This is a genomic window from Micromonospora sp. CV4 (assembly GCF_003667455.1).
GTDB lineage: Bacteria > Actinomycetota > Actinomycetes > Mycobacteriales > Micromonosporaceae > Micromonospora.
Window position 1 is genome coordinate 1 of sequence record NZ_RCVI01000278.1, and the last position, 21,489, is coordinate 21,489.

The following is a 21,489-nucleotide window of genomic DNA, read 5'->3' on the forward strand; positions in this document are numbered from 1 at the left end:
ACGGTGGTGCCGGCGAACGAGGTGCCGGTGGAGACGGCGGCGTAGACGTCCGCGTCGGCGTTGCAGGTGAACGTCACGATGTCGTCGCGGCCGTCACCGTTGATGTCCCCGACCCGGGGCTGTTCCGATCCGACGGCGAACAGGTCGTGCCACGTCTGCGGGGCCCCGAACGAACTGCCCGACGACAGGGCGACGATCACGTCCGACGCCGTGGCCGGCCCCTGCGTGAAGGTGATGATGTCGTCCCGGCCGTCCCCGTTGACATCGCCGAGGGCCGGGAACTCGCCGAACGGGCTGAAGTACTCGTGCCATTTCAGGCCGGGTCCGAACGAGGTGCCGGTGGAGAGGGCGACGTACACGTCGCCGGCGGGATTGTGGGTGAACGCGACGATGTCGTCCCGGCCGTCGCCGTTGACGTCGCCGACCGCGCCGATCTCCGCCCCCGGCGCGAACCAGTCGTGCCACTTCAGGCCGCCGCCGAACGAGGTGCCGGTGGACAGCGCGACATAGACGTCGCCGGTGTTGCTGTGGGCGAAGGTGACGATGTCGTCCCTGCCGTCGCCGTTGACGTCGCCGCTCGAGGCGGTCTCCCCACCGATGGAGAAGAAGTCGTTCCACTTCACGGAGGTGCCGGCGAAGGAGACACCGGTGGAGGCGCCGACGTAGACGTCGGCGAGAGTGTTCTGGGTGAAGGTGACGATGTCGTCGCGACCGTCGCCCGTGACGTCGGTGGCGGAACCGCCGGTGATGGCGTGGGTACGGGCCGCCTCGTCGAGCTGGGCCCGGGCGACGGCGGCCACCTGGTCGTACCGGTCGGGGAAGCCCGACCGTTGCACACACTGGGCGACCTGACCCGCGCTGTACCCCGGGTTGTTGCGGTCGCAGACGATCGCCCTGGTCACGTACTGGGTGCTGGCGTAGACCGGATCCATGATCTGCTCCGGCGTGCCCCACCCGTAGTCCCAGCGCTGCTGGAACACCCCGAGCGACGACTTGTCGCCACACGGCAGGTTGTTCATGTGCGACTCGACCCAGCCCGCCTCGAAGGCGGACAGCGTCACCTTGTCGTTGGCGTTGTGGGCGCGCGCGACCCGGTAGACCACCAGGGTCACGGCGGGGTCGCGGTAGGCGGGGATGGACGGGCAGGCCAGGGTGCCGATCGGTTCGGCGTGGGCCGGCGCCGCCGCGACCGTCGCCACGGCCGCGCCGAGGGCGACCAACAGGGCCAGGAGAGTACGTCTCACGGTGCTCCTCGCGAGGTCGGGGGGTCAGCTTGCTGGCTTCGCGTAGCTGTCACCGGCGCGGATATCGATTGCTGAGTGTGGCATCAGGACGACGACTTCTGTCAATGTCCGCTGAAGATTTTCTTCACAGTGCTGCCAGGAGTGGGCAGCCATTGACATCGACGGTCGTCGCAGGTTTACTCGCCGGTAATCGATGTCCAGCCGCTCTCCAGCAGGGGACCCCCATGGGTATGCGTCGCCGCACGTTCATCGGTCGCCTCGCCGCGGTCGGCGCCGCCAGCGCCCTCGGCAGCGCCGGAGCCGTCCTGACGGCGGCCGGACCGGCACAGGCAGCGGCGTGGAAGAAGCGGCTGACCGGCGCGGACCTCGACACCAACAGCCGGTGGCGGGTCGCCGGCACCGACCTGGGCATCCCCTACGTGCTGGAGAACGGGTCGATCGGCTACCTCTTCGGTGACACCTTCAACACGCCGTGGCCCGAGGGCCCACCGCTGCCGAACGACTGGCGGTCACCGGTCATGTTGCGCTCCGCCATCCACCCGGGCGCGCCGGGCGGAGTGGTCTTCGACAGCGCGGCACGAGTCGCGGGCAACGGTCGTGCCCCGGAGCTGATGCACAACGGCCACCACGGCATCGGCATCGACGGCCTTCCGGAGGTGACCGTCATCCCCAACGACGGCATCAGCTTCCCCGAGACCGGCCGGCAGCTCATCTCGTACATGAGCATCGAGAACTGGAACTCCGCCGGCCCCGCGGGGCCGCACTGGAGGTCGCGCTACGCGGGGCTGGCCTACTCCGACAACGGCAACGACTTCGTTCGTACGCCGCTGAAGTGGTGGAACAGCCCGGACAACCGGGACCCGTTCCAAATGTGGACCATGCAGAGGGCTGGCGATCACGTCTACGTCTTCTCCGTACGAGCAGGCCGCCAGAACGGCCCGATGATGCTGCGTCGCGTCCGGTGGGACCGCCTCTTCTACCCGGAATCGTATGAGGGGTGGGGCTGGAACGGCGCGAACTGGGGTTGGGGACGGCCCTGCACCGCCATCCTCACCGGCCGCTTCGGCGAGCCGTCCGTACGCCGCCTGGCTGACGGCACCTGGGTGATGTCGTACCTGAACTGCCAGAACGGGTGTGTGGTCACCCGGACCGCGTCCGGGCCGGACCAGGCGTGGACGGCGGAGAAGATCCAGGTGACGAGTTGGCAGGAGCCCGGCCTCTACGGTGGATTCATCCACCCCTGGTCCAGCCGCGACGCCAACGACCTGCACCTGATGGTGTCGAAGTGGACCCGCACACCGGACGGCCGCAGCACCGCCTACCACGTCAGCCAGTTCGTCGGCTCGGTGTAATCGCGCCGGCGATCGGGCCAGCGTCACCTGCTGTCGCGGGTGTCGTTTCCCGGTTATGAGGGAAATGCGGCGACCTGTTCTTTTCACCGCCCATCGTGGTCGGCGCGATCGGGTCCGTCCCTGTTCGACCGGCTGCGGCGTCCTGGCCGGCCATGACCGACACGGCGTTCACCTTCGGGTTTCCGACGCACCGATGCGACCTCCCCAGCTGGGCTGACTCGGGCAAGGACCGGCTCGCAACTTGCATCCGGCTCGGATTGACCCGTCCGTTGCACCACGCAATTATGACGTCCAATAAATAGACGTCGACCAATCTTGACTTGTGCAGCTGGTCAGCGCACCGTGAAGAGCAAGAGGCAGATGAGCGCCATTATCGGCCCGGCTGAAGCGGTTCGTTGAATGGGGGCGCTGCCGATTTCACGCCGCGCGCAACAGGAGGCGTCACATGCGGTTGAATCCGTTCACCGGAGCCTATCTCACCGATCCGGCCAGCGTGTGGCGACGCATTCTCGACGATCCCGCCGGGGTGCACCACGCCGAAGATCTGGGCCTGTGGTTGATCAGCAGGCACGAGCACGTCCGGCGCGCTCTCGCCGATGCCGGGACGTTCGCCAACGCCCTCACCCTCGCTCCGGTCTACGAGGTCTGCCCGGAGGCGATGAGCGTGATCATGCAGATCGACGCGCCGCCCACCACCGCCGCCGCGGATCCACCCGTACACCCCCGCACCCGCCGGGCCCTTCGCGCGACCTTCGCGAACACCCCCGACCGGGTCGAGGCCGATTACGGCCAGATCGTGCGTCGCCGCGTCGACCAGCTGGTGTCCCGGCTCGTCGCGCGCCAGGGCGAACAGGTCGATCTGATCCGGGAGTTCGCCACCGAGCTTCCCCTGCTGGTCGTCCTGGACATCCTCGGGGTGCCCGACGCCGACATCGCACGGATCCGGCGCTGGGCGGACGGCCAGATCGCCCTCATCTGGGGGCAGCCCGACCCTGAGGAACAGGTACGCCTGGCGCGGGGTCTGCTGGAGTTCTGGCACTACTGCCAGGAACTGGTCCGCCAGCGGGCCGACAGTGGACACCTCGGCGACGACTTCATCAGCCGGTCCCTGATGTACCGCGACGACGATGACGCCGTGCTGACGGAGAACGAGGTGGCGAGCCTCGCGTTCAACCTCCTGGTCGCCGGCCACGAGACCACCGCCGGGCTGCTCGCCCACGCCCTCGACCAGGCGCTGTCCAGCCCGCAGCGGTGGCGGGCGATCGCCGCCGACCCGCGGTCCGTCCCCGCGTTCGTGGCCGAGACACTGCGGTTCGCGCCCGCCATCGACGGCTGGCTCCGGGTGACCCGCAGAGAGGTCACCCTGGGGGAGGTCACCATCCCGGCGGGGGCACGCTGCCTGCTGCTGATCGGCGCCGCGAACCGGGACCCCGCGGTGTTCGCCCACCCGGACCGGTTCGACCCGCACCGCTCGGACGGCAGAGATCACCTGTCCTTCGGCCACGGACCACATTTCTGCATCGGCGCGGCATTGGCGCGACTGGAGGCCGGGGTCGCACTCAGCCGACTCGCGGCCGCCATTCCTGGCCTACGGCTAACACCGGAGCAACGTCGTTCCTACAAACCCAATGTTGCATTTCGCGCACACCACACACTGGTCGCAACAATCGATATCGTCGGGCCGGCCGACGACCCGACGGTGCTGGGTGCGACGGGCGCCGGGATGCACGTCGCCTGACCAGGACGGCGATCCGTCCGCATGCGAGCGGGGTTGACCTGCGGACGGATCGGGTATGGGGCGATCGGGCCCACCCCGCGCGGCGGCGTCCCGGAGCGAGTCCGTCGCACCCTGGTCGCGCTTTCCTCGACGATCCATGTCGGCCAACGTCTTCACACCCATACCATCCTGGGTTAAGAATTGCCCCCTATGAATGTTCGACCCGTCGGCTAATCTCGATCGGACGCCCACTGTCGATTTGCTGGTGCCATGAAGGTGAGCGCATGGAACACACGTCCCCGTCGAGCGCTGCTCACTCCGCCGCCAGTGCGCGGTTCCGATGGGAGCTCCGCAGCTGCCGGGTCAGACGGGGCCTGACGCAGCGTGCGCTGGCGGATCTGGTGCGGTTCAGCCGGGAGACGGTCGCGGCGGTGGAGTCGGGTCGCCGCTTCGGCAGTCACGAGTTCGCGGTCCGCTGCGACGACGTCCTCGACACCGGCGGCCGACTGGCGGCGCTGTGGCCACAGGTCGCGGCCGAGCAACTGGCGGCCGATGGCCGCCGCGGCCCCCGCTCCCCGGACCCGGTGCGACCGGATCCACCGGTGCCGCACCAGCGTGGTCGGCGCGACGCGCGCGACCCGGGCGCGGTGGTGGACGCCATCGACGAGTTGCGTGAGCTGATCGGCCAGGTGCTCAACGGCCAGCCCGACCCGGACGACGGTGCGCGGCCCCGGACGGCCGGCCCCCACGACGACCAGCGCTGACCCTCGCGACCCCGGGTCGCCCCCGGCGCGTCACCGGCCGCTGACTCTGGGTACAGATGCTGGTACGGGCAGTTTGTACCACGGTCAGGTCTGGTCTCCGGCCGCGCGTTCCGGCCGAATGGGACTTGCATTCAGCAAGGTGCGTATAGACCGTCATCGACGAGTCGTGGGAGTCAATCTTGGCGTCGAGCACGAGGTCCCACGCGGCCCGACCCTACCCGACCCGGCGACGCGGTTGGAAGATTGCGGGGCGGATGCGCCTCATCGTCGCGGCGCCCTTGGTCGCCGTGATCGGGTTCGCCGGCCTGGCACTGACCGAGAGCGCGCGTCAGACGACCCGCGCCAGCGACCTGGAGGTGCTGGCGCGTCTCGGCGCCGAGGCCGGCGACCTGGCCTACCGGCTGCAACGCGAGCGCATCGCCGCCGCCGACCTGCTCACCTACGCCGCCACCGAACAGCAGGACGCCTTCGGCACGGAGATGGCCGCCACCGACGACGCCGTCGCTCGCTACCGCCGCCAGCGCGACCGGGTGCCCGCCGACGCCGATGCCAACCGGGCCCTCCTGCGCCGCATCGACGCCGCCCTGGACGGCCTCGCTCCGCTGCGGACCCAGGTGCGCACGGCGGCGCACGCCTCGGTGTCGGCGATGACCTTCAGCTACCGCATCGCGATCGCCGACCTGATCAATTTCCGGGAGAACGTCTCGCACGGAGTGGTCAACGCTCAGCTCGCCGACGGTATCCGGGCCTCGGCAGCACTGTCGAAGACGGCTGAGGCGATCGGCCAGCAGCAGGTCGCCGTGCTCCGCGCGGCCGCGGCCGGCGAGCTGACGCCCGCCATGCAGCAGGACATCACCGCCGCCCGGACCAGTTACACCGAATCCAGCCTGTCCTTCCTCGCCCTGGCGCCACCCGACTGGAGCCTCTGGTGGGACCAGGTCGGCACCGGCAAGGAGGCGCTCGTCCTGCAACGGATGCAGGACGAGGTGTCCCGAGCTCAGCCGGGGGCGCGACTGCAACTAGCGACCGACTCCTGGGTGTCCACGACGCAGGACCGCGCCGCCCGCCTGTCCGAGCTGCGGGGCCGGGTCGACGACGCGGTGCTCGACGACGTCCGGGCCGCGCACACCGACCAGCGCCGCCGGGCGGTGGCCGAGGCTGTCGGCGTCCTCCTGGCGCTGCTGCTGACCGCGTTGGTGACCTGGGCGGTCGCCCGGCAGATCACCCGGCGGCTGCGTCGCCTGCGCGACGCGGCCAACGCCGTCGCGTTCGAACAGCTCCCGGCCGTGGTGGCCCGGCTCCAGCAGCCCGGCAGCGCCGCCGTCGACCCGCACGAGCTGGCCCGCCAGCAGTCCAGCGCCGCCCTCGAACCATCCAGCGACGACGAGATCGGCGAGCTGGGCCAGGCGTTCAGCGCCGTGCACCGGGCCGCGGTGCGGACCGCCGCCGAACAGGCGGTCATGCGCGCCAACACCGCCGACATCTTCATCCACCTGAGCCGCCGTGAGCAGCGGCTGGTCGACGCCGTCCTGGCCCAGGTGGACCTGGTCGAGCGGGACGAGACCGACCCCGACCGCCTCCACCAGCTCTACACACTGGACAACCTGGCCACCCGGATGGGACGGATCAACGCCAGCCTGCTGGTGCTCGGCGGCGTCGGCGTGGGCCGGGTACGCCAGCACGACGTGCCGCTGCAACAGGTGCTCCAGGCGGCGCTGTCCCAGATCGAGCACTACGCGCGGATCCGGCTCGGCATGGTCGACGGGGACGTCGCCGTGGCGGCCAAGTCCGTCGACGAGGTCGTGCACCTGCTCGCCGAACTCATGGACAACGCGACGACGTACTCGCCGCCGGGGAGCGAGGCATGGGTCACCGGCCGGAGCCTCGGGGACCGGGTCATCGTCCAGATCAGCGACGAGGGCGTGGGGTTGTCCCCGCACCGGCTGCAACAGCTCAACGAACTACTGGCCCGGCCGCCGGCCATCGACGTCGCCGCCGTACGGGCGATGGGCCTGGTCGTCGTGGGCCAGCTCGCGGCCCGGCTGGGGGCGAGCGTCCAACTGCGACGCGGCCCCCGACGCGGCACCCTCGCCGAGGCGACCCTGCCCGCGGCGATGATCCGGTCTCTGCCACCGGAGGAGTACCTGCTCGCACCCGGCCGGTTGTCCCGCCGGGCGGCCCGTACGACCAACCCTCCACCGCCGTACCAGCCGCGTCCGCAGCCCACCGCCGGGCACCCGCCGGTCGAGCGGACCCTGCCGGCGGCGCCGGTGTTCCGACCCGCCCCCGCGCCCACGAGCCGGGGTGAGGCGCCGACCGAGGAGCTGCTCATCTTCGAACAGGTCAACCACTGGTTCCACACCGACGTCGTCGACGGGCACGACGGCCGGGAGTGGTCCAGCCCGGCCGACGACGCCTGGCGTACCGCCGCCGAGGCACACACTCCCGAGGTCGCCACGACCACGACGTCCGGCCTGCCCAAACGACAGCCGCAACGGCATCTCGTGCCCGGTGGCGTGACCGTGCCCCAGCAGCAGCAACGGTCGGAATACCGCGACCCGGCCCAGGTGGCCACGGCGATGGCCGCGTACGCACGCGGAGTGGCGACCCGACGACGTACCCCGATCAACCTCGGCAACAAATGACGCGACAGGAGAGCACGTGAGCGACCAACAGGACCTCGGCTGGCTGCTGGACAACTTCGCCGCGCGCGCGACCGAGGTCAGCCATGCGATCGCCATCTCCAGCGACGGTCTGATGGTGGCCGCCACCCGCGACCTGCCGCCGGACCGCGCCGACCAGCTCGCCGCGACGGGCAGCGGGCTGGTCAGCCTGCTGCGGGGCGCGGCGGCCTTCTTCGACGCCGGCGCGGTGATCTCCAACGTCACACAGCTCGAAGGCGGGTTCATGTTCTCGATGGCCTTCAACGACGGCGCCTCGCTGCTGGTGCTCGCCGCGCCGGAGTGTGACGTCGGCAAGGTCTCGTACGAGATGACCGAGCTGGCCAACCGGATCGGGGACGCGCTGACCCCCGCGGCCCGAGCCGCCCTGGCCCGCAGCCGCTGACACCCGGCGCCCCCACGCCGGACATTCCCCTCCCTTCCCCTGGAGAAGACATGTCTCTCACCACCCCTCGGCGCAGCCGTGCCGTCACCGCCTCGTTGCTCGCGCTCGTGCTGTCCGTCGGCACGGCCTGCGGCGACGACGGGCCCGGCACGAGTGCCAGCGGCTCGATAAAGATCGGCCTGCTCGCGTCGCTGTCCGGGACGTACCAGGCCGTCGGTAAGGAGATCCGCGACGGCTTCGAGCTCTACCTGGCCACCCACGACGGCAAACTCGGCGGCCGTCAGGTCGACCTCGTCGTCGCCGACGAGGGCAACGGCGCCGCGACCGCGGTGCCGGCGGCGACCAAACTGCTCAAGCAGGACCGCGTGGTCGCGCTCACCGGCATCGTCGGTGGCGGCTCGGTCGCCGGTGTCTACCCCCTGCTCAACGAGACCAAGGTGCCGCTCGTCGGCTCCAACGGCCGGCCCGAGCTCAAGGAGGTCTCCCGGGTCTGGCACACCTCGTACCTCTCCGACGAGCCCGGGGCGGCGATCGCCCAGCACGTCCGGGACAACGTGAAGGGCTCCGTGTACGCGATCGGCCCGGACTACCAGGGCGGGTGGGACGAGCTGCGTGGTTTCACCGACGCGTTCGACAAGGCCGGCGGGAAGCTCGCCAACCCGGACGGCAAGACCACGTTCACGCCGTTCCCGGCCACGACGAACTTCACCCCGTACTTCGCCCGGATCAAGGCCTCCGGCGCCGCCGCCGTCTACACCTTCTACGCCGGCAGCGCCGCGGTGGACTTCGTGAAGCAGTACGCGCAGTCCGAGATCAAGGACGTCCCGCTGTACGCGGCCGGGTTCCTCACCGAGGGCGGTGTGCTCAACGCGCAGGGCGAAGCCGCCCGGGACATCTACTCGGTGCTCAACTACTCGCCCGACCTCGACAACGCCGAGAACCGCGCCTTCGTGGCGGCGTGGAAGGCGAAGCACGACGGCTCCCCCACGACGTACGCGTTGGCCTCCTACGACGCGGCGGCGGTGCTGGACCGGGCCATCGGGGCCGCCGGGAACGACCCGACGCCGGAGGCCATCAACAAGGCCATCGGTCAGCTCGGTCAGATCGCCAGCCCGCGCGGCACCTGGCAGTTCTCCACCACCACGCACTCCCCGGTGCAGAAGTGGTACCTGCGGCAGGTCCGCCAGGACGGTCGGGCACTGTCCAACACCGTCGTGGGTGACCTCGCGACCATCGGCCGGTGATCGCGGTGGCGGCCGGCACGAACCGGATCGACCCGTACCTGATCCCTGCGCTGGACGGGGTCGCCTACGGGCTGCTCGTCTTCGTCGCGGCGTCGGGTCTGGTCTTCTGTTTCGGCGTCGCCAACATCCTCAACCTGGCGCACGGCATGCTCTACGCGATCGGCGGGTACACCGCCGCCGCCCTGCTCGACGGCGGTTGGGCGAGCCTGGCGTTGGCGCTGGGGGTCGGTGTGCTGGCCGCCGCCGCGGCGGGTGTGCTGCTGGCCGGCCTGCTCACACCCGTGGCCACCGGCAACCACCTCACCCAGGCGCTGTTGACCTTCGGGGTGGCACTGGCCGGCGGCAGCCTGCTCGTCGCCGGCTTCGGGCCGGACGATCCGCAGGTCCAGGTGCCCGCCGCCCTGGACGGGTCGGTTGTCGTCGCCGGCCACCGTTACGCCGCGTACCGGCTGGTCTTCATCGTCGTCGCCGCGGTGATCGCCGCCGGGCTCTACCTCGCGGTGCGACGGACCCGGGCCGGGATGCTGATCCGGGCCGCCGTCGACGACGCGGAGATGGTCGCCTGCATGGGGGTCAGTCCCGCGCGGATCCGGGCCGGTGTGCTCGCCGCCGCCGGCGCGCTGGCCGGCGCCGCCGGGGTCCTGGGCGCGCCCATCATCGGCCCCGGTACGGACACCGCCGACACGGTGCTGTTGCTGTCCCTGGTGGTCGTCGTCCTCGGTGGCCTCGGGTCGATGGCGGGCACGCTGCTCGCCGCGCTCGCGATCGGGGAGATCCAGACCCTGGGCGTGGCGCTGCTGCCGTCCGCCGCGCCGTTTCTGCTGTTCGCGGCCATGGCAGCCGTCCTCGCCGTGCGAGCGCGTGGCTTCGCCACCAGCCGGAGGGTGACATGAGGGACGAGCTGATCCGCCGGGCGCGTGGCGCCGTCGCGGCGCTCGTGCTGGCCGGCCTGGTCGTGGCGCCCTGGGTGGTCGACGACTACACCGCGGCGATCCTCGCCCGGACGCTGGCGCTGGGCCTGGTCGGGGTGAGCGTGGCGCTGCTCACCGGCGTCGCCGGCATGCCCACCCTCGGCCAGACCGCACCGTACGCGGCCGGCGCCTACGCCTGCGCGGTGCTCGGCAGCCAGATCTCCGACGTCGGCGTCGTGCAGGTCGCCGTCGCGGCGGGCGCCGGGGCGGTGCTGGCCGCGGTGACCGTGCCGCTCGTCGTCCCCGCCCGAGGGGTGATCGTCCTGATGATCACTCTGGCCATCGGCGAACTCGTCGTGACCGTCCTCGGCCGCTGGCGGTCGGTGACCGGTGGCACGGACGGGTTGGCCGGCATCACCCCGGTCCGCCCGTTCTGGGGGCTGCCGGTGCTCGCCACCGACCAGGCGCGCTACCTGTACACGCTGGTCGTCGTCGCGACGCTGGTCGGCGCGGTGCTGTTGCTGCTGCGTACCCGGTTCGGGCTGCTGCTGCGTGCCGGCCGGGACGACGAGACCCGGCTGCGGGCCAGTGGGCACCGGGTGCCGCTGCACCTGTCCGGCGCGCACATCACCGCGGGGGCGATAGCCGGTGCCGCCGGCTCACTGCTGGTCGTCGCCCAGCAGTACATCTCGCCCGCCGATTTCGGCTTCGACACCTCCGCGCTGCTGCTGCTCGGTGTCGTCATCGGCGGTACGGCCTCGGTTGGTGGCGCCCTGGTGGGCGCGGCGCTCGTCATCGCCGTCCGGGACTGGCTGTTCGGGGTGCTGCCCGGTCACGCGCCGCTGGTGCTGGGCGCGCTGTTCGTGGCGACGGTCTACCTGCTGCCCACCGGCGTCAACCGGGTCCGGGGCCCTCGCGGCAGGCTGCGCCCGCCGGCCGCCCCGCCGAGCCGGCCCGACGCGCCGGCGGCCCGCGACCACGTGACGGTGCCGGAGCTACGCGCATGACCTGCCTGCTCAGCGCCCAGGACGTCAGCGTTCGCTACGGCTCGCTGGCCGCGCTCGCCGGCGTCGACCTGTGCGTCCACGACGGTCAGCGGCACGCACTCATCGGCCCCAACGGCGCCGGCAAGACGACCCTGCTCAACGTGATCGGCGGGTCGACGAAGCCGCACCGCGGCACCGTGCGCTTCAACGGACGGGACGTCAGCCGGCTCGGCCCGGCGGCGCGGGCCCGCCGCGGCATCAACCGGATACACCAACGGCCCGCGGTCTTTGCGACGCTCACCGCGACCGACAACGTCGTGGTCGCCGCGCTGCCCCGGGTCACCCGGCGCCGCGGGTGGTGGCCCGGCGGACGTCGACGTGCCGCCCAGCACCGGGCGGGCCCGCTGCTGGACCAGATGGGCCTGACCGACGTCGCGGCGGTGCCCGCCGGCCACCTCGCACACGGGCAACGACGTCAGTTGGAGATCGCCATGGCCCTTGCCGGTCGTCCCCGCCTGCTGCTGCTCGACGAACCGGCGGCCGGGCTGTCCGCCACCGAGGTCGGCCGGCTGGCCGAGCTGCTCCGGGCGCTGCCCAGGGAGGTCGCCGTGTTGCTGGTCGAACACCGGCTGGACCTGGTGTACGCCCTGTCCGACACGGTCACCGTGCTGCGCGACGGCCGGACGTTGGCCGCCGGGGCGCCGGACGAGATCCGTACCTCGCCGCTGGTGCGGCAGGCCTACGCCGACGGGATGTCCTGATGCTGTGTGTGGAGCGTCTCTGCGCCGGCTACGCCGGCGGAATCGTGCTGCACGAGGTGAGCCTGCGGGTGCCTCCGGGCGGCATCCAGGCCGTGGTCGGTCGCAACGGCGCGGGCAAGAGCACCCTCGTGCACACGATCGCCGGCCTCGTTCGAGCCTCCAGCGGTCGCATCGAGATCGGCGGCGTGCGGGTGGCCGGCCGGCAACCCCACCGCATCGCCCAGTCCGGGGTCGGTCTCGTCCCGCAGGGCCGACGGGTCTTCTCCCGGTTGACTGTGGCCGAGCACCTCGTCCTGGCGGCCGCGCCGTGGCGGGCCGCGACTCCCGGCGGTGAGGGCTGGACGGTGGCGCGGATCCTTGAGCTGCTGCCCCGGCTGGCGGTGCGGCTGCGGCACCGCGGCTGCGAGCTGTCCGGCGGCGAGCAGCAGATGCTGGCGATAGCCCGAGCGCTGCTCGGTCAACCACGGGTGCTGCTGCTCGACGAACCGTGTGAGGGGCTCGCCCCCGACCTGGCCGCGCGGGTGCGTGAGCTGATCAGCGGCCTGGCCGCCGACGGGTTGACCGTGCTGCTCGTCGAGCAGCAGCTCCAGCACGCGATCGAGATCGCGGACCGGGTGGCGGTGCTGGAGTACGGCCAGGTGGTCTACGACCGACCGACGGCCGAGGCCCGCGCCGACCCGGCCCCGCTGGCCGCGATGTTGAGCGTCGCCGCCGTTCCGCCGTCCCCGGCCACCCGACCGACCCCTCGGCTCTGGGCCGACACCCCATAGGTCACCCGACCCCTCTCGGAGAGGTAGACACCGATGGCAACCGCCACCACCGATGGTGCGTACACCTTTGACAACGGCGCACCGGACGCCGTCCCACAGATGCAGGCGCTGGAGTCGTTCCTGGATCCCATCACGATGCGTCGCCTGGCCCGCCCGGTGCTGCGCCTGGGTACGCGGTGCTGGGAGGTCGGAGCCGGTGGGGGTTCGATGGCCCGGCGCATCGCCCGAGCGGTCGGCGAGGACGGTCAGGTGCTGGCCACGGACATCGACCCCACGCACCTGGTGGCCGACGGCAACCTGCGCGTACGCCAGCACGACGTCCGCACCGAACCGCCACCCGGGGACGCGTTCGACCTGATCCACGCGCGGCTGGTGCTGCTGCACCTGCCCGATCGGCGACGGGTCCTGCGCACGCTCGCCGGCGCGCTGGCTCCCGGCGGGTGGCTGGTGGTCGAGGAGTTCGACTGCACCGCGCCACTGCGGGTGCTGACCGCACCGAGCGACGACGCGGCGAAGCTCTTCGCGCAGGTGATGGACACCATGATGGGCGTCCTTCAGGAGCACGGCGCCGACCTGGGGTGGGCGCAGGACGTGCACACCGAGATGGCCCTCGCCGGTCTGACCGACCTCGACACCATCACCCACTCGCAGAGCTGGGTGGGCGGTTCGACCGGAACGTCGCTCTACGAGACGAACTCCCGGCAGTTGGAGCCGGACCTGCTCGCGGCGGGGCTGTCGCCCAACCAACTGAACGCGTTCCGACGGCTGGTCCGCGACCCCGCGTTCGCCGTCATGTCGTACCACTTCGTCTCCACGCGAGGGCGTCTACCGGGCTGAGAGGCCGGTGGACCACCGCGCGGAGAACGGTCGCGCCGTCCGTACCCTTCCCGCCCCAGCACGCCCCCCGCTGAGCCGGACAGCACTATGGAGGCGCCGACCGAACCGGCCGGGCTCCCCGCCAGGGAGCCCGGCCGGACCGCGTCTCAGTGGTGGCGGCCCTCCCACACCCGGTAGGTGCGCAGGTTCGGGTCCGCCTTGATCTGCGCCTCGGTGTACTTGATCGTGTCCCAGCCCTTGCCGGAGTAGAGCGCGGTCTGGTCGGCGTACCAGGGTGAGTTCGGGTTGGTCGACTGGGAGTAGGTCAGGATCTGCCGCCCGGACGGTCCGTTGCGGCCCAGCTCGACGGCCATCACGAACGACGATCCGTGCACCACCTTCGGGTAGCCGACGCCCGGCACCCGGTTGTTGATGATCATGTTGAAGATGCCGGCCTCGGCGCGTCCACCGTGGATCGGGATCCGCCGGTCGCCGCGCGGCTCGGTCTGGATGTCGCCCAGACGGGCGTCGAGCGGAATGCCGGCGAGGCGCTGCACGGCGTCGGCGAGCGCGGTGCGCACGGCGGGGTTGGCGGTGTCGAGCCGGCGGGGCGTGCGCACCGGGTCGGTTGCGGCGAAGGTGTCGGCGAAGCGCAGCCCGTTGGCCAGGACGAACTCGGTGAACAGGTGCGCGCCGCGGCTGCCCAGGTCGGCGTGCAGGTCCCAGCGGGCCAGCGCGGTGCAGGCGGCCCGCAGGTCGACCGTCGCGCCGTTCGAGGCGGTGGCGGTGGGCTGGGCGGTGCAGAGCGCGACCAGGTCGTCGCGAACCAGTTCACCGCCGTACACCCGGTTGCCGAAGACCGTCCGCCACAGCCGGTCGGCGGTGAACCCGCGCCCCGGCAGCCCGTCGGTGCCGGCCAGGCGCTGCTGCACCTGGTCGAGGCCGAGACGGGTACGCAGGCTGCGCGGGGTGCGTTCGTCGCCGAGGATCCGCGCGTAGCCCTCCAGCGGGGCCTGCGGGTTCGCCAGCCAGTAGCTGTCGTTGGAGTTGGTGACGTAGTCGGTGCGGAAGCGCACCGGCAGGTTCGCCGGGCCGAGGATGCCGGGCACGGCGGCGTCCCGGTCGGCGCCGAGCGCGCAGGCCGACCGGGAACCGTCCAGGACGGCCTGGCCGCTGCTGGCGTAGAGCGGCTGGAACGGCGCCGGGATGCAGGCGGCGGCGAGGGCGTCGGTCACCCGGGGCACCACCGAGTGGTCGGCGTAGAGCGCCTCACCGCGCGCGTCGGCGGCGATCACGTTGACCCAGGGCAGGAACTGGTAGCGGTCGAGCACCCGCTTCAGGTCGCGGACCGTCTCGGCGCGGCCCATCTGCAACCAGCCGTCGAAGGCCCGGTTGTTGGTGGCGTTGATGTCGGTGATGGCGTACGCGGTGTCGGCGGTCCAGTCGAAGGTGCCGGGCACCACGACGACCGGCCCGAAGTGGGTGTCGTGGAAGGTGCGGCTGACCGGCGCCGTGCCGCCGTTCGGGGCGGGCACCTGCACGGTGACCGTGCGGGTCGTCATCCTTCGCGGCTTACCGTCCACGTAGTACGAGGTGGGGTCGCCGGGCACCAGCGCGAGGCGGTGCCACACGAACCGGCGGGCCGTCGAGACGGTGTGGCTCCACGCGAGGGTGCGGTTGTGCCCGATCTCGACGATCGGGTCGCCGATCAGCGCGGCGCCCTCGACGTCGTAGCGGCCCGGAACCTTGAGGTGCATCCGGTAGAAGCGTTCCGCGCCGTCCCACGGGAAGTGCGGGTTGGCCAGCACCATGCCGCCCCGGTTGGCGGTGGCCGCCTCGCCCAGCCCGTACGCGTTGCTGCCCACCCCGGCGGGGGCGCCGTCGCTGGCGGCGAGCACCGCGGCCGCGCCGGGAGCGTCCTGGACGGCGGCCGGGCCGGTGGCGGTGGGCGGCGCGGCGGCGACGATCCCGTCGAGCATCGCCCGCGAGCCGGCCCGGATCATGCTGGCCCAGGTGGTACGCCAGATGTCCAGCTCGGTCAGTGGCCGCACCCACGGCTTGGCCCGGCACGCCGGATCGGTGAGCCGCGCCGCGCCGGTGCGGCGCAGGTAGGAGTTGTAGCCGGCGACGAAGCCGCGGATCTGGTCGCGGACGTCGTTGGACGGCGAGTGCACGCCGTCACGTCGGCCGTCGAGCAGCCGCTCGACCGCCCGGTCGTCGATCGCCTTGCGGAAGAACAGGTCGCTGCGCACGTTCGCGTCGGTCGGGCCGGTCGCGCCGAGGTATCGGGAGCGCTCGCCGTTGACCGTCACCACCTTCTCGGCGATCACGCAGAGGTTGTCCTCCGCCTGCACGTACCCGACCCCGAAGCCGAGGTTGGCGTAGCTCGTGGCGGTGATGTGCGGGACGCCGTAGGACGCGCGGCGGATCTCGGCCGAGTAGCCCCGGTCGCGCTGGTGTGCGCCGGCCGGGGGCACGCTCAGCCCGGCCAGGACCAGGCCCAGGACCACCCCCGCCGCGCCGAGGCGTTGTGCTGCTGTCACCGCGTCCTCCCCCCGTCGCGTCCCCCAGACGTCGCTGCCCGAGGGACATTCACGTTGGTCGGCATTCTCGTCGCTGCCGTGCCGCCCCGTACACCCCCGGCGCGCCGACCGCGCGCCGTGGTGCGGTCAGCGGCAGCCCACCGGCGTGCAACGGCGAAGCCGCCACGGCCCCGGCGATGTGTCGGTGGCGGTGTCGGTGGCGTGTCGGCGCCGGTGTCGGTGGCGTGTCAGGGCCGTGTCAGGCGGCCCGCGCAGGCTGTACGGCATGACAGCTGACCTGGTGATCGAGGCCGAGGGCCTCGTCAAGACCTTCGGGAAAACGAGGGCGCTTCAGGGCGTGGACCTCGCCGTTCCCCGCGGAACGGTGCTCGGGGTGCTCGGCCCCAACGGCGCCGGCAAGACCACCGCCGTGCGCATCCTCTCCACCCTCCTGGCCCCGGACGGCGGCACCGCCCGGATCGGTGGTTTCGACGTCGTACGCGACGCCGAGCGGGTCCGGCAGACCATCGGCCTCACCGGCCAGTACGCCTCGGTGGACGAGGACCTGACCGGGCGGCAGAACCTGGAGCTGTTCGGCACGCTGCTGGAACTGGGGCGCAACGGCTCCCGGCGGCGGGCCGCCGAACTGCTCGAATGGTTCGACCTGACCGCCGCCGCCGACCGGCCGGCGAAGACCTACTCCGGTGGTATGCGGCGGCGCCTCGACCTGGCCGCCAGCCTGGTCGGCTCGCCGAACGTGATCTTCCTGGACGAACCGACCACCGGCCTCGACCCGGCCAAACGCGAGGACATGTGGGACGTGGTCCGGTCGCTGGTCACGAACGGCTCGACCGTGCTGCTCACCACGCAGTACCTGGAGGAGGCCGACGCCCTCGCGGACGCGATCACGGTGATCGACCACGGCCGGGTCATCGCGTACGACACACCCGAAGGGCTCAAGCGGGTGGTCGGCGGCCAGACACTCGAGGTCCGGCCGTCCGACCCCGCGCACCTGGGGCGGGTCGCGGCGATCCTGTCCGAGGTCGGCTCCGGCGCGCAGGCCGACGAGATCCGCAAGGGCGTGCTCGCGGTGCCGGTCACCGACGACGAGGCCCTCACCGAGAGCGTCGCGCGGCTCGCCGCCGCCGGCATCGCGGTCACCGAACTGTCCCTGCACCTGCCGAGCCTCGACGAGGTGTTCTTCACCCTCACCGGTCGTACGGCGGCCGAGGACGACACCACCGGCCTGAAGGAGATCGCGGCATGAGCACCCTGGTCAGCACACCACCCACGACGCGCACCGTGCTCTCCACGGCCGTGCCGAACCCACGACCGTTGCGGCTCGTGCGGCACTCCCTGGCGCTCGCCAAGCGCAGCCTCATCAAGACCTGGCGTACGCCCGAGGCGCTGATCGACGTCACACTGCAACCGGTGCTGTTCCTCGTCATCTTCGTGTACGTCTTCGGCGGCGCGGTCACCGGATCCACCCACGACTACCTGCAGTTCCTGCTGCCCGGAATCCTGGCGCAGACCATCGCCACCGGCGCCATCGCGATCGGCGTCAACCTCAACACCGACATCGCCAAGGGCATCTTCGACCGGTTCCGGTCGCTGCCCATCCCCCGTTCCGCGCCACTGGTCGGCGCGGTCCTGGGTGACGTCGTCCGGTACGTGATCGTCACGGTCTCGACCCTCGCGATCGGCTACCTGATGGGTTTCCGGATCGACACCGACCCGCTGCGGGCGATCGCCGGCTGCCTGCTCGCGGTGCTGTTCGCGCTCTGCCTGAGCTGGCTGCCGGTCTACGTGTCGATGAAGGTGCGTACCCCGGGCGCCGTGCAGGGCCTGATGTTCGCGCTGATCATGCCGCTGACCTTCGCGTCGAACGTGTTCGTCAGCGCCGACACCCTGCCGGGCTGGATGCAGGCGTTCGTGGACGTCAACCCGATGACCCACCTGGTGGCGGCGGTGCGGGGGCTGTTCGTCGGCACACCGCTCGGCTCGCACGTCTGGTGGACCCTGGCCTGGTGCGCCGGCTTCGTGGCGGTGTTCATGCCGCTGGCGCTGCGCGCGTACCGAAAGAAGATCTAGGCCAGCAGGCCGGCCAGGGGCTTTGACACAGGCACTAGGCCAGCAGGTCGTCCATCAGCTCGCGGATCCGGGCGACGGTGGCGGCGACCGGCCGATCGCGCCACGCGGCCAGCAACGGCTCACGCTGCTCCTCGTCCCCGAGGGCGGCGATGAGCCGTTCGCCGCTTCCGGGCGGGAAGAGGATGCCGGCGTTGGTGCCGATCCGCTGCCCGAGCACGGACAGCTCCCGAGCGGTCGCCACCTCGTCCCGGTGCGCCGCGAGTTCGGCGCCGCCCAGCGCCCACGCCCCGATCACCGGCAGGTCCTTCGAGGACAGCGCCTCGTCCCGGGCGAGCGTCAGCATCGTGACCGCGCGGGCGTCGGCGTCCCGCACCGAGGTCGGGCGCGCCTGCTCCACCCGCAGGTAGAGGACGGACACCGCGACCCGCAGCACGACGCGCGCCTGTGGCGGCGGCCCGACCCACCCGGCCAGGGTCCGGACCACCCCGTCGGCGTAGGCGAGCGCCTCCTCGTACCGCTCGCGCTGCCAGGCGAGGTGGGCCAGCCCGAGGCGCGCCTGCGCGGTGTCCACCTCCTCGGCCTGTCCGGGTACCGCCATCTCGCCCAACCGCCGTTCCGCTTCGGCGTCACCGGCCAGGGCGAGCTGCACGTCCAGCAGCACCCGGATCGATCGGGCGTCCTGCGCGGCGCCGATCAGGTCCATGTGGCGGACGCTGCGCGCCAGCCACTCGGCGGAGCGGGCATCCCCGCGCAGGCTGAAGAACTGACCGGCGCCGCCCGCCGCCATCGCCATGCCCCAGTGGTCACCGACCACCTCGAAGCGTCGGTACGCCTGCTCGGCGTCGGCGATGGACTCCGCCGGCATGCCGCCGTTCTCCCGTACCGCCGCGCGGGCGAAGAGACCGAGACCCTGCACGTACGGGTCCGGGTGCGCGATCATCTCGCCGGCGGCCTTCATGCTCTGCTCCGGGTCGGACGCGTCGAAGCCCGGCAACGCCGACGCGAGCGCGGTCAGCCGGGGCGACACCTCGTCGGGTCGCTCGGCGAGGACCGTCCGCAGGGCCCGCCGGGAGAGGGCGGCGAGCCGCATCTCGCCGCCGATCCCGGCGTTGACGCCGATCACCAGGCAGGTCCAGGCGAGTCGGTCGGCGTCGGGCAGTGGCCGGCCGGTGGCCCGGCCGTGCAGGATCGCCGAGCGTCGCCGCTGCTCGGGGTCCTCGGCGTGCAACAGGCCGCGTGCCCACCCGACGACCTCAAGGTGCAGGCCGCGCACCGTCCAGACGTGCAGCAGCGCGGTCGCGACGTCGACCGCGGCCGGCTCGTCGTCGTGCCCGTGCGCCCAGCGCAGGCCGGCGACCAGGTTGTCCTGCTCGTCGACGCACTGGGCGAACGCCTCGACCTGTCCGGGGCCGACGAATCGGGCGGCGAGCGCGGCGGCCTTGTCCCGGGCCCACCCGACCAGGCCGGCCATGGCGGCATCCCGGTCACCGGCGGTGTCGAGGCGGGCTTCGCCGTACTCCCGGACGGTTTCGAGCATCCGGTAGCGGGGCGGGTCGTCGCCCTCGGCCAGGGTCAGCAGGGACTGTTCGACGAGCGTCGCCAGGCCCCGGCGTACGTCCGGGGTCCCTGCCACCGCGGCGGCGAGGTCCGCGGTGAACGGCCCGGGGATGACGGCGAGCCGTTGGAGCAGCTCGCGATCGTCGGGCGTGAGCAGTTCCCGGCTCCAGTCGACCATCGCCCACAGGCTCGCGTGCCGTTCCGGCAGGCCGCGTAACGCGGCGTCGAGCAGCGCGAACCGGTCGGTCAGCCCGGCGAGCACGTCGTCGATCGGCATGTGCCGCAGTCGCGCGGCAGCCAGTTCGAGAGCCAGCGGCAGGTTGTCGAGCCGGTGGCACAGCGCGAGCGCCCGAGTGGTGTCCCAGGTCGGCACGGCGCCGCCGGCCCTCGCCCGGGAGTCGAGCAGCCCGAGCGCGTCGGCGTCGGGCAGGACGGTCAGCCGGTGGACCAGCTCGCCGGCCAGGCCCAGCGGTGCCCGGCTCGTCGCGAGGACCGCGACCTCCGGCGACGCCACCGCGATCAGGTCCGCGACGACGGTGGCCACCGCGTCGAGCACGTGCTCGCAGTTGTCCAGCACGACCAGCCCGTCGAGGTCCGGCGCCACGGCGCGCAACCGCTCCTCGGGGCTGAGGACCCGTCGTTCGAGGCCCAGGTTGCCGCCGGTCGCCGCGGTGTCCGCCCCGCCGAGGGCCGCGAGCACGGTCGGCAGGACCTCGTCGGGCGAGCGCAGGCCGGCCAGTTCGACGACGCGGACCGGTCGCTTGGCCGTCGTGGCGCGCCGCGCCACCTCGGCGGCGAGCCGGGTCTTGCCCGCGCCCCCGGTCGCCACGATCGTGACCAGGGGCGCCTCGGCGAGCGCCCGACCCACGGTCTCGACGTCGCGCTCCCGACCGACGAGGGCGGTCAGCGGCCGGCGCCACGCGGCGGGCAGTGCGATCCCCGCCGGTGGCCGGGGCGGCGCCACGACGGCCGGCGTGGTGAGCTCGCCGCGCAGCAGCGCCAGATGGACCTGGGTGATCACCGGCGACGGGTCGGTGCCGTACCGGTCGGCCAGGTCGGCGCGCAGTCGCTCGACGACCTCCAGCGCGTCCGCGTCCCGGCCCTGGGCGGCGAGCACCCGGACGAGCAGGGCGGCCGATGGTTCGTCCGGCGGCGTACGCGCCACGAGTCGGCGCAGATCCGCCTCGTCGAACGGCCCGGCGCCGGCGAGTGCGGCCTGGGCGCGCAGCGCGGCGACGTCCGCGAACAGGCGCGTCTCCTCCGCGGTGACGAGTTCGGGGACCTCGGGGAACAGCGCACGCGCCTGATCGGCCAGGGTGCGGGCGGACGGCTCGTCGCCGGTCCGGAGTACGGCTCGCCCCCGCTCGACGAGCGCCCGTGCCTCGACCGCGTCGACGGAGATCTCCTCGGCGGGCAGGCGGTATCCGCCCGGCACCGCGACCACGGGCAGCCCGAGACGGCGTACCCGGGACACGAGCGCCTGGACGGCGCCGGTCGCGTCGTCGGGCGGCGTGCCGTCCCAGACGGCGTCCACGAGCAGGGCGGTGGAGACCGCTCGACCGCGCGCGTCGACGAGTGTGCGGACCACCGCCGCGAGCCGCTCTCCCCGGACCGGCCGGCCGTCGACGGCGAGCGGGCCGAGGATCGTGATCTGCACGGACCCAGCATCCCCCACCCGCGCATCGGCC

General features: G+C 72.3%; 16 protein-coding genes. 13 read left to right on the forward strand and 3 right to left on the reverse strand.

The features are described from left to right. Positions 1-1,244: VCBS repeat-containing protein (locus EAD98_RS17135; RefSeq protein WP_147457413.1), on the reverse strand; the 1,244-nt coding region annotated here is incomplete at its 3' end. Positions 1,245-1,468: 224 nt separating this feature from the next. On the opposite strand from EAD98_RS17135, the gene EAD98_RS17140 reads away from it, so the two are divergent. The 11 genes from EAD98_RS17140 (at position 1,469) to EAD98_RS17185 (ending at position 13,652) form a co-directional block, all read left to right on the forward strand. Further along, positions 1,469-2,596, forward strand: a complete 1,128-nt coding sequence (locus EAD98_RS17140; RefSeq protein ID WP_121655061.1) for a DUF4185 domain-containing protein — start codon at positions 1,469-1,471, stop codon at positions 2,594-2,596. Between the two features lie 445 nt (positions 2,597-3,041). After that, positions 3,042-4,334 carry a cytochrome P450 gene (locus EAD98_RS17145; RefSeq protein ID WP_121655062.1) on the forward strand — a complete coding sequence of 431 codons (1,293 nt, stop codon included), beginning with the start codon at positions 3,042-3,044 and terminating at the stop codon, positions 4,332-4,334. A gap of 263 nt (positions 4,335-4,597) precedes the next feature. Further along, positions 4,598-5,077 carry a helix-turn-helix transcriptional regulator gene (locus tag EAD98_RS17150; protein WP_121655063.1) on the forward strand — a complete coding sequence of 160 codons (480 nt, stop codon included), beginning with the start codon at positions 4,598-4,600 and terminating at the stop codon, positions 5,075-5,077. Between the two features lie 254 nt (positions 5,078-5,331). After that, a complete protein-coding gene (locus tag EAD98_RS17155) occupies positions 5,332-7,722 on the forward strand; it encodes a nitrate- and nitrite sensing domain-containing protein (protein WP_121655064.1) in 2,391 nt (796 codons plus the stop codon). Positions 7,723-7,738: 16 nt separating this feature from the next. Then, entirely contained in the window at positions 7,739-8,143 is a 405-nt protein-coding gene (locus EAD98_RS17160) for a roadblock/LC7 domain-containing protein (protein WP_089021419.1), read from the forward strand. Positions 8,144-8,193: 50 nt separating this feature from the next. Further along, positions 8,194-9,387 carry an ABC transporter substrate-binding protein gene (locus tag EAD98_RS17165; protein ID WP_121655065.1) on the forward strand — a complete coding sequence of 398 codons (1,194 nt, stop codon included), beginning with the start codon at positions 8,194-8,196 and terminating at the stop codon, positions 9,385-9,387. Continuing rightward, positions 9,384-10,280, forward strand: coding sequence for a branched-chain amino acid ABC transporter permease (locus EAD98_RS31275; protein WP_199723441.1), 897 nt, complete (start codon positions 9,384-9,386; stop codon positions 10,278-10,280). The genes EAD98_RS17165 and EAD98_RS31275 overlap by 4 nt, the downstream gene beginning before the upstream one ends. After that, positions 10,277-11,305, forward strand: coding sequence for a branched-chain amino acid ABC transporter permease (locus tag EAD98_RS31280; protein ID WP_199723442.1), 1,029 nt, complete (start codon positions 10,277-10,279; stop codon positions 11,303-11,305). The genes EAD98_RS31275 and EAD98_RS31280 overlap by 4 nt, the downstream gene beginning before the upstream one ends. Continuing rightward, positions 11,302-12,045: an ABC transporter ATP-binding protein gene (locus EAD98_RS17175; protein ID WP_121655066.1), complete on the forward strand. Its 744-nt coding sequence runs from the start codon at positions 11,302-11,304 to the stop codon at positions 12,043-12,045. The genes EAD98_RS31280 and EAD98_RS17175 overlap by 4 nt, the downstream gene beginning before the upstream one ends. Continuing rightward, positions 12,045-12,815: an ABC transporter ATP-binding protein gene (locus EAD98_RS17180; RefSeq protein ID WP_121655067.1), complete on the forward strand. Its 771-nt coding sequence runs from the start codon at positions 12,045-12,047 to the stop codon at positions 12,813-12,815. Before EAD98_RS17175 ends, EAD98_RS17180 begins: the two co-directional genes overlap by 1 nt. Positions 12,816-12,848: 33 nt before the next feature. Beyond that, positions 12,849-13,652, forward strand: coding sequence for a bifunctional 2-polyprenyl-6-hydroxyphenol methylase/3-demethylubiquinol 3-O-methyltransferase UbiG (locus EAD98_RS17185; RefSeq protein ID WP_121655068.1), 804 nt, complete (start codon positions 12,849-12,851; stop codon positions 13,650-13,652). A 146-nt stretch (positions 13,653-13,798) separates the two neighbouring features. On the opposite strand, the gene EAD98_RS17190 is transcribed toward EAD98_RS17185, so the two are convergent. Then, positions 13,799-16,174 carry an acylase gene (locus tag EAD98_RS17190; protein ID WP_121655069.1) on the reverse strand — a complete coding sequence of 792 codons (2,376 nt, stop codon included), beginning with the start codon at positions 16,172-16,174 and terminating at the stop codon, positions 13,799-13,801. Between the two features lie 265 nt (positions 16,175-16,439). On the opposite strand from EAD98_RS17190, the gene EAD98_RS17195 reads away from it, so the two are divergent. After that, on the forward strand, positions 16,440-17,420 hold the full coding sequence (locus tag EAD98_RS17195) for an ATP-binding cassette domain-containing protein (RefSeq protein ID WP_121655070.1): 981 nt from the start codon (positions 16,440-16,442) through the stop codon (positions 17,418-17,420). Beyond that, positions 17,417-18,244 carry an ABC transporter permease gene (locus EAD98_RS17200; RefSeq protein WP_121655071.1) on the forward strand — a complete coding sequence of 276 codons (828 nt, stop codon included), beginning with the start codon at positions 17,417-17,419 and terminating at the stop codon, positions 18,242-18,244. The genes EAD98_RS17195 and EAD98_RS17200 overlap by 4 nt, the downstream gene beginning before the upstream one ends. A 34-nt stretch (positions 18,245-18,278) precedes the next feature. Here EAD98_RS17200 and EAD98_RS17205 read toward each other — a convergent pair whose 3' ends face one another. After that, a complete protein-coding gene (locus EAD98_RS17205) occupies positions 18,279-21,458 on the reverse strand; it encodes a BTAD domain-containing putative transcriptional regulator (RefSeq protein ID WP_121655072.1) in 3,180 nt (1,059 codons plus the stop codon). Positions 21,459-21,489: the final 31 nt, after the last annotated feature.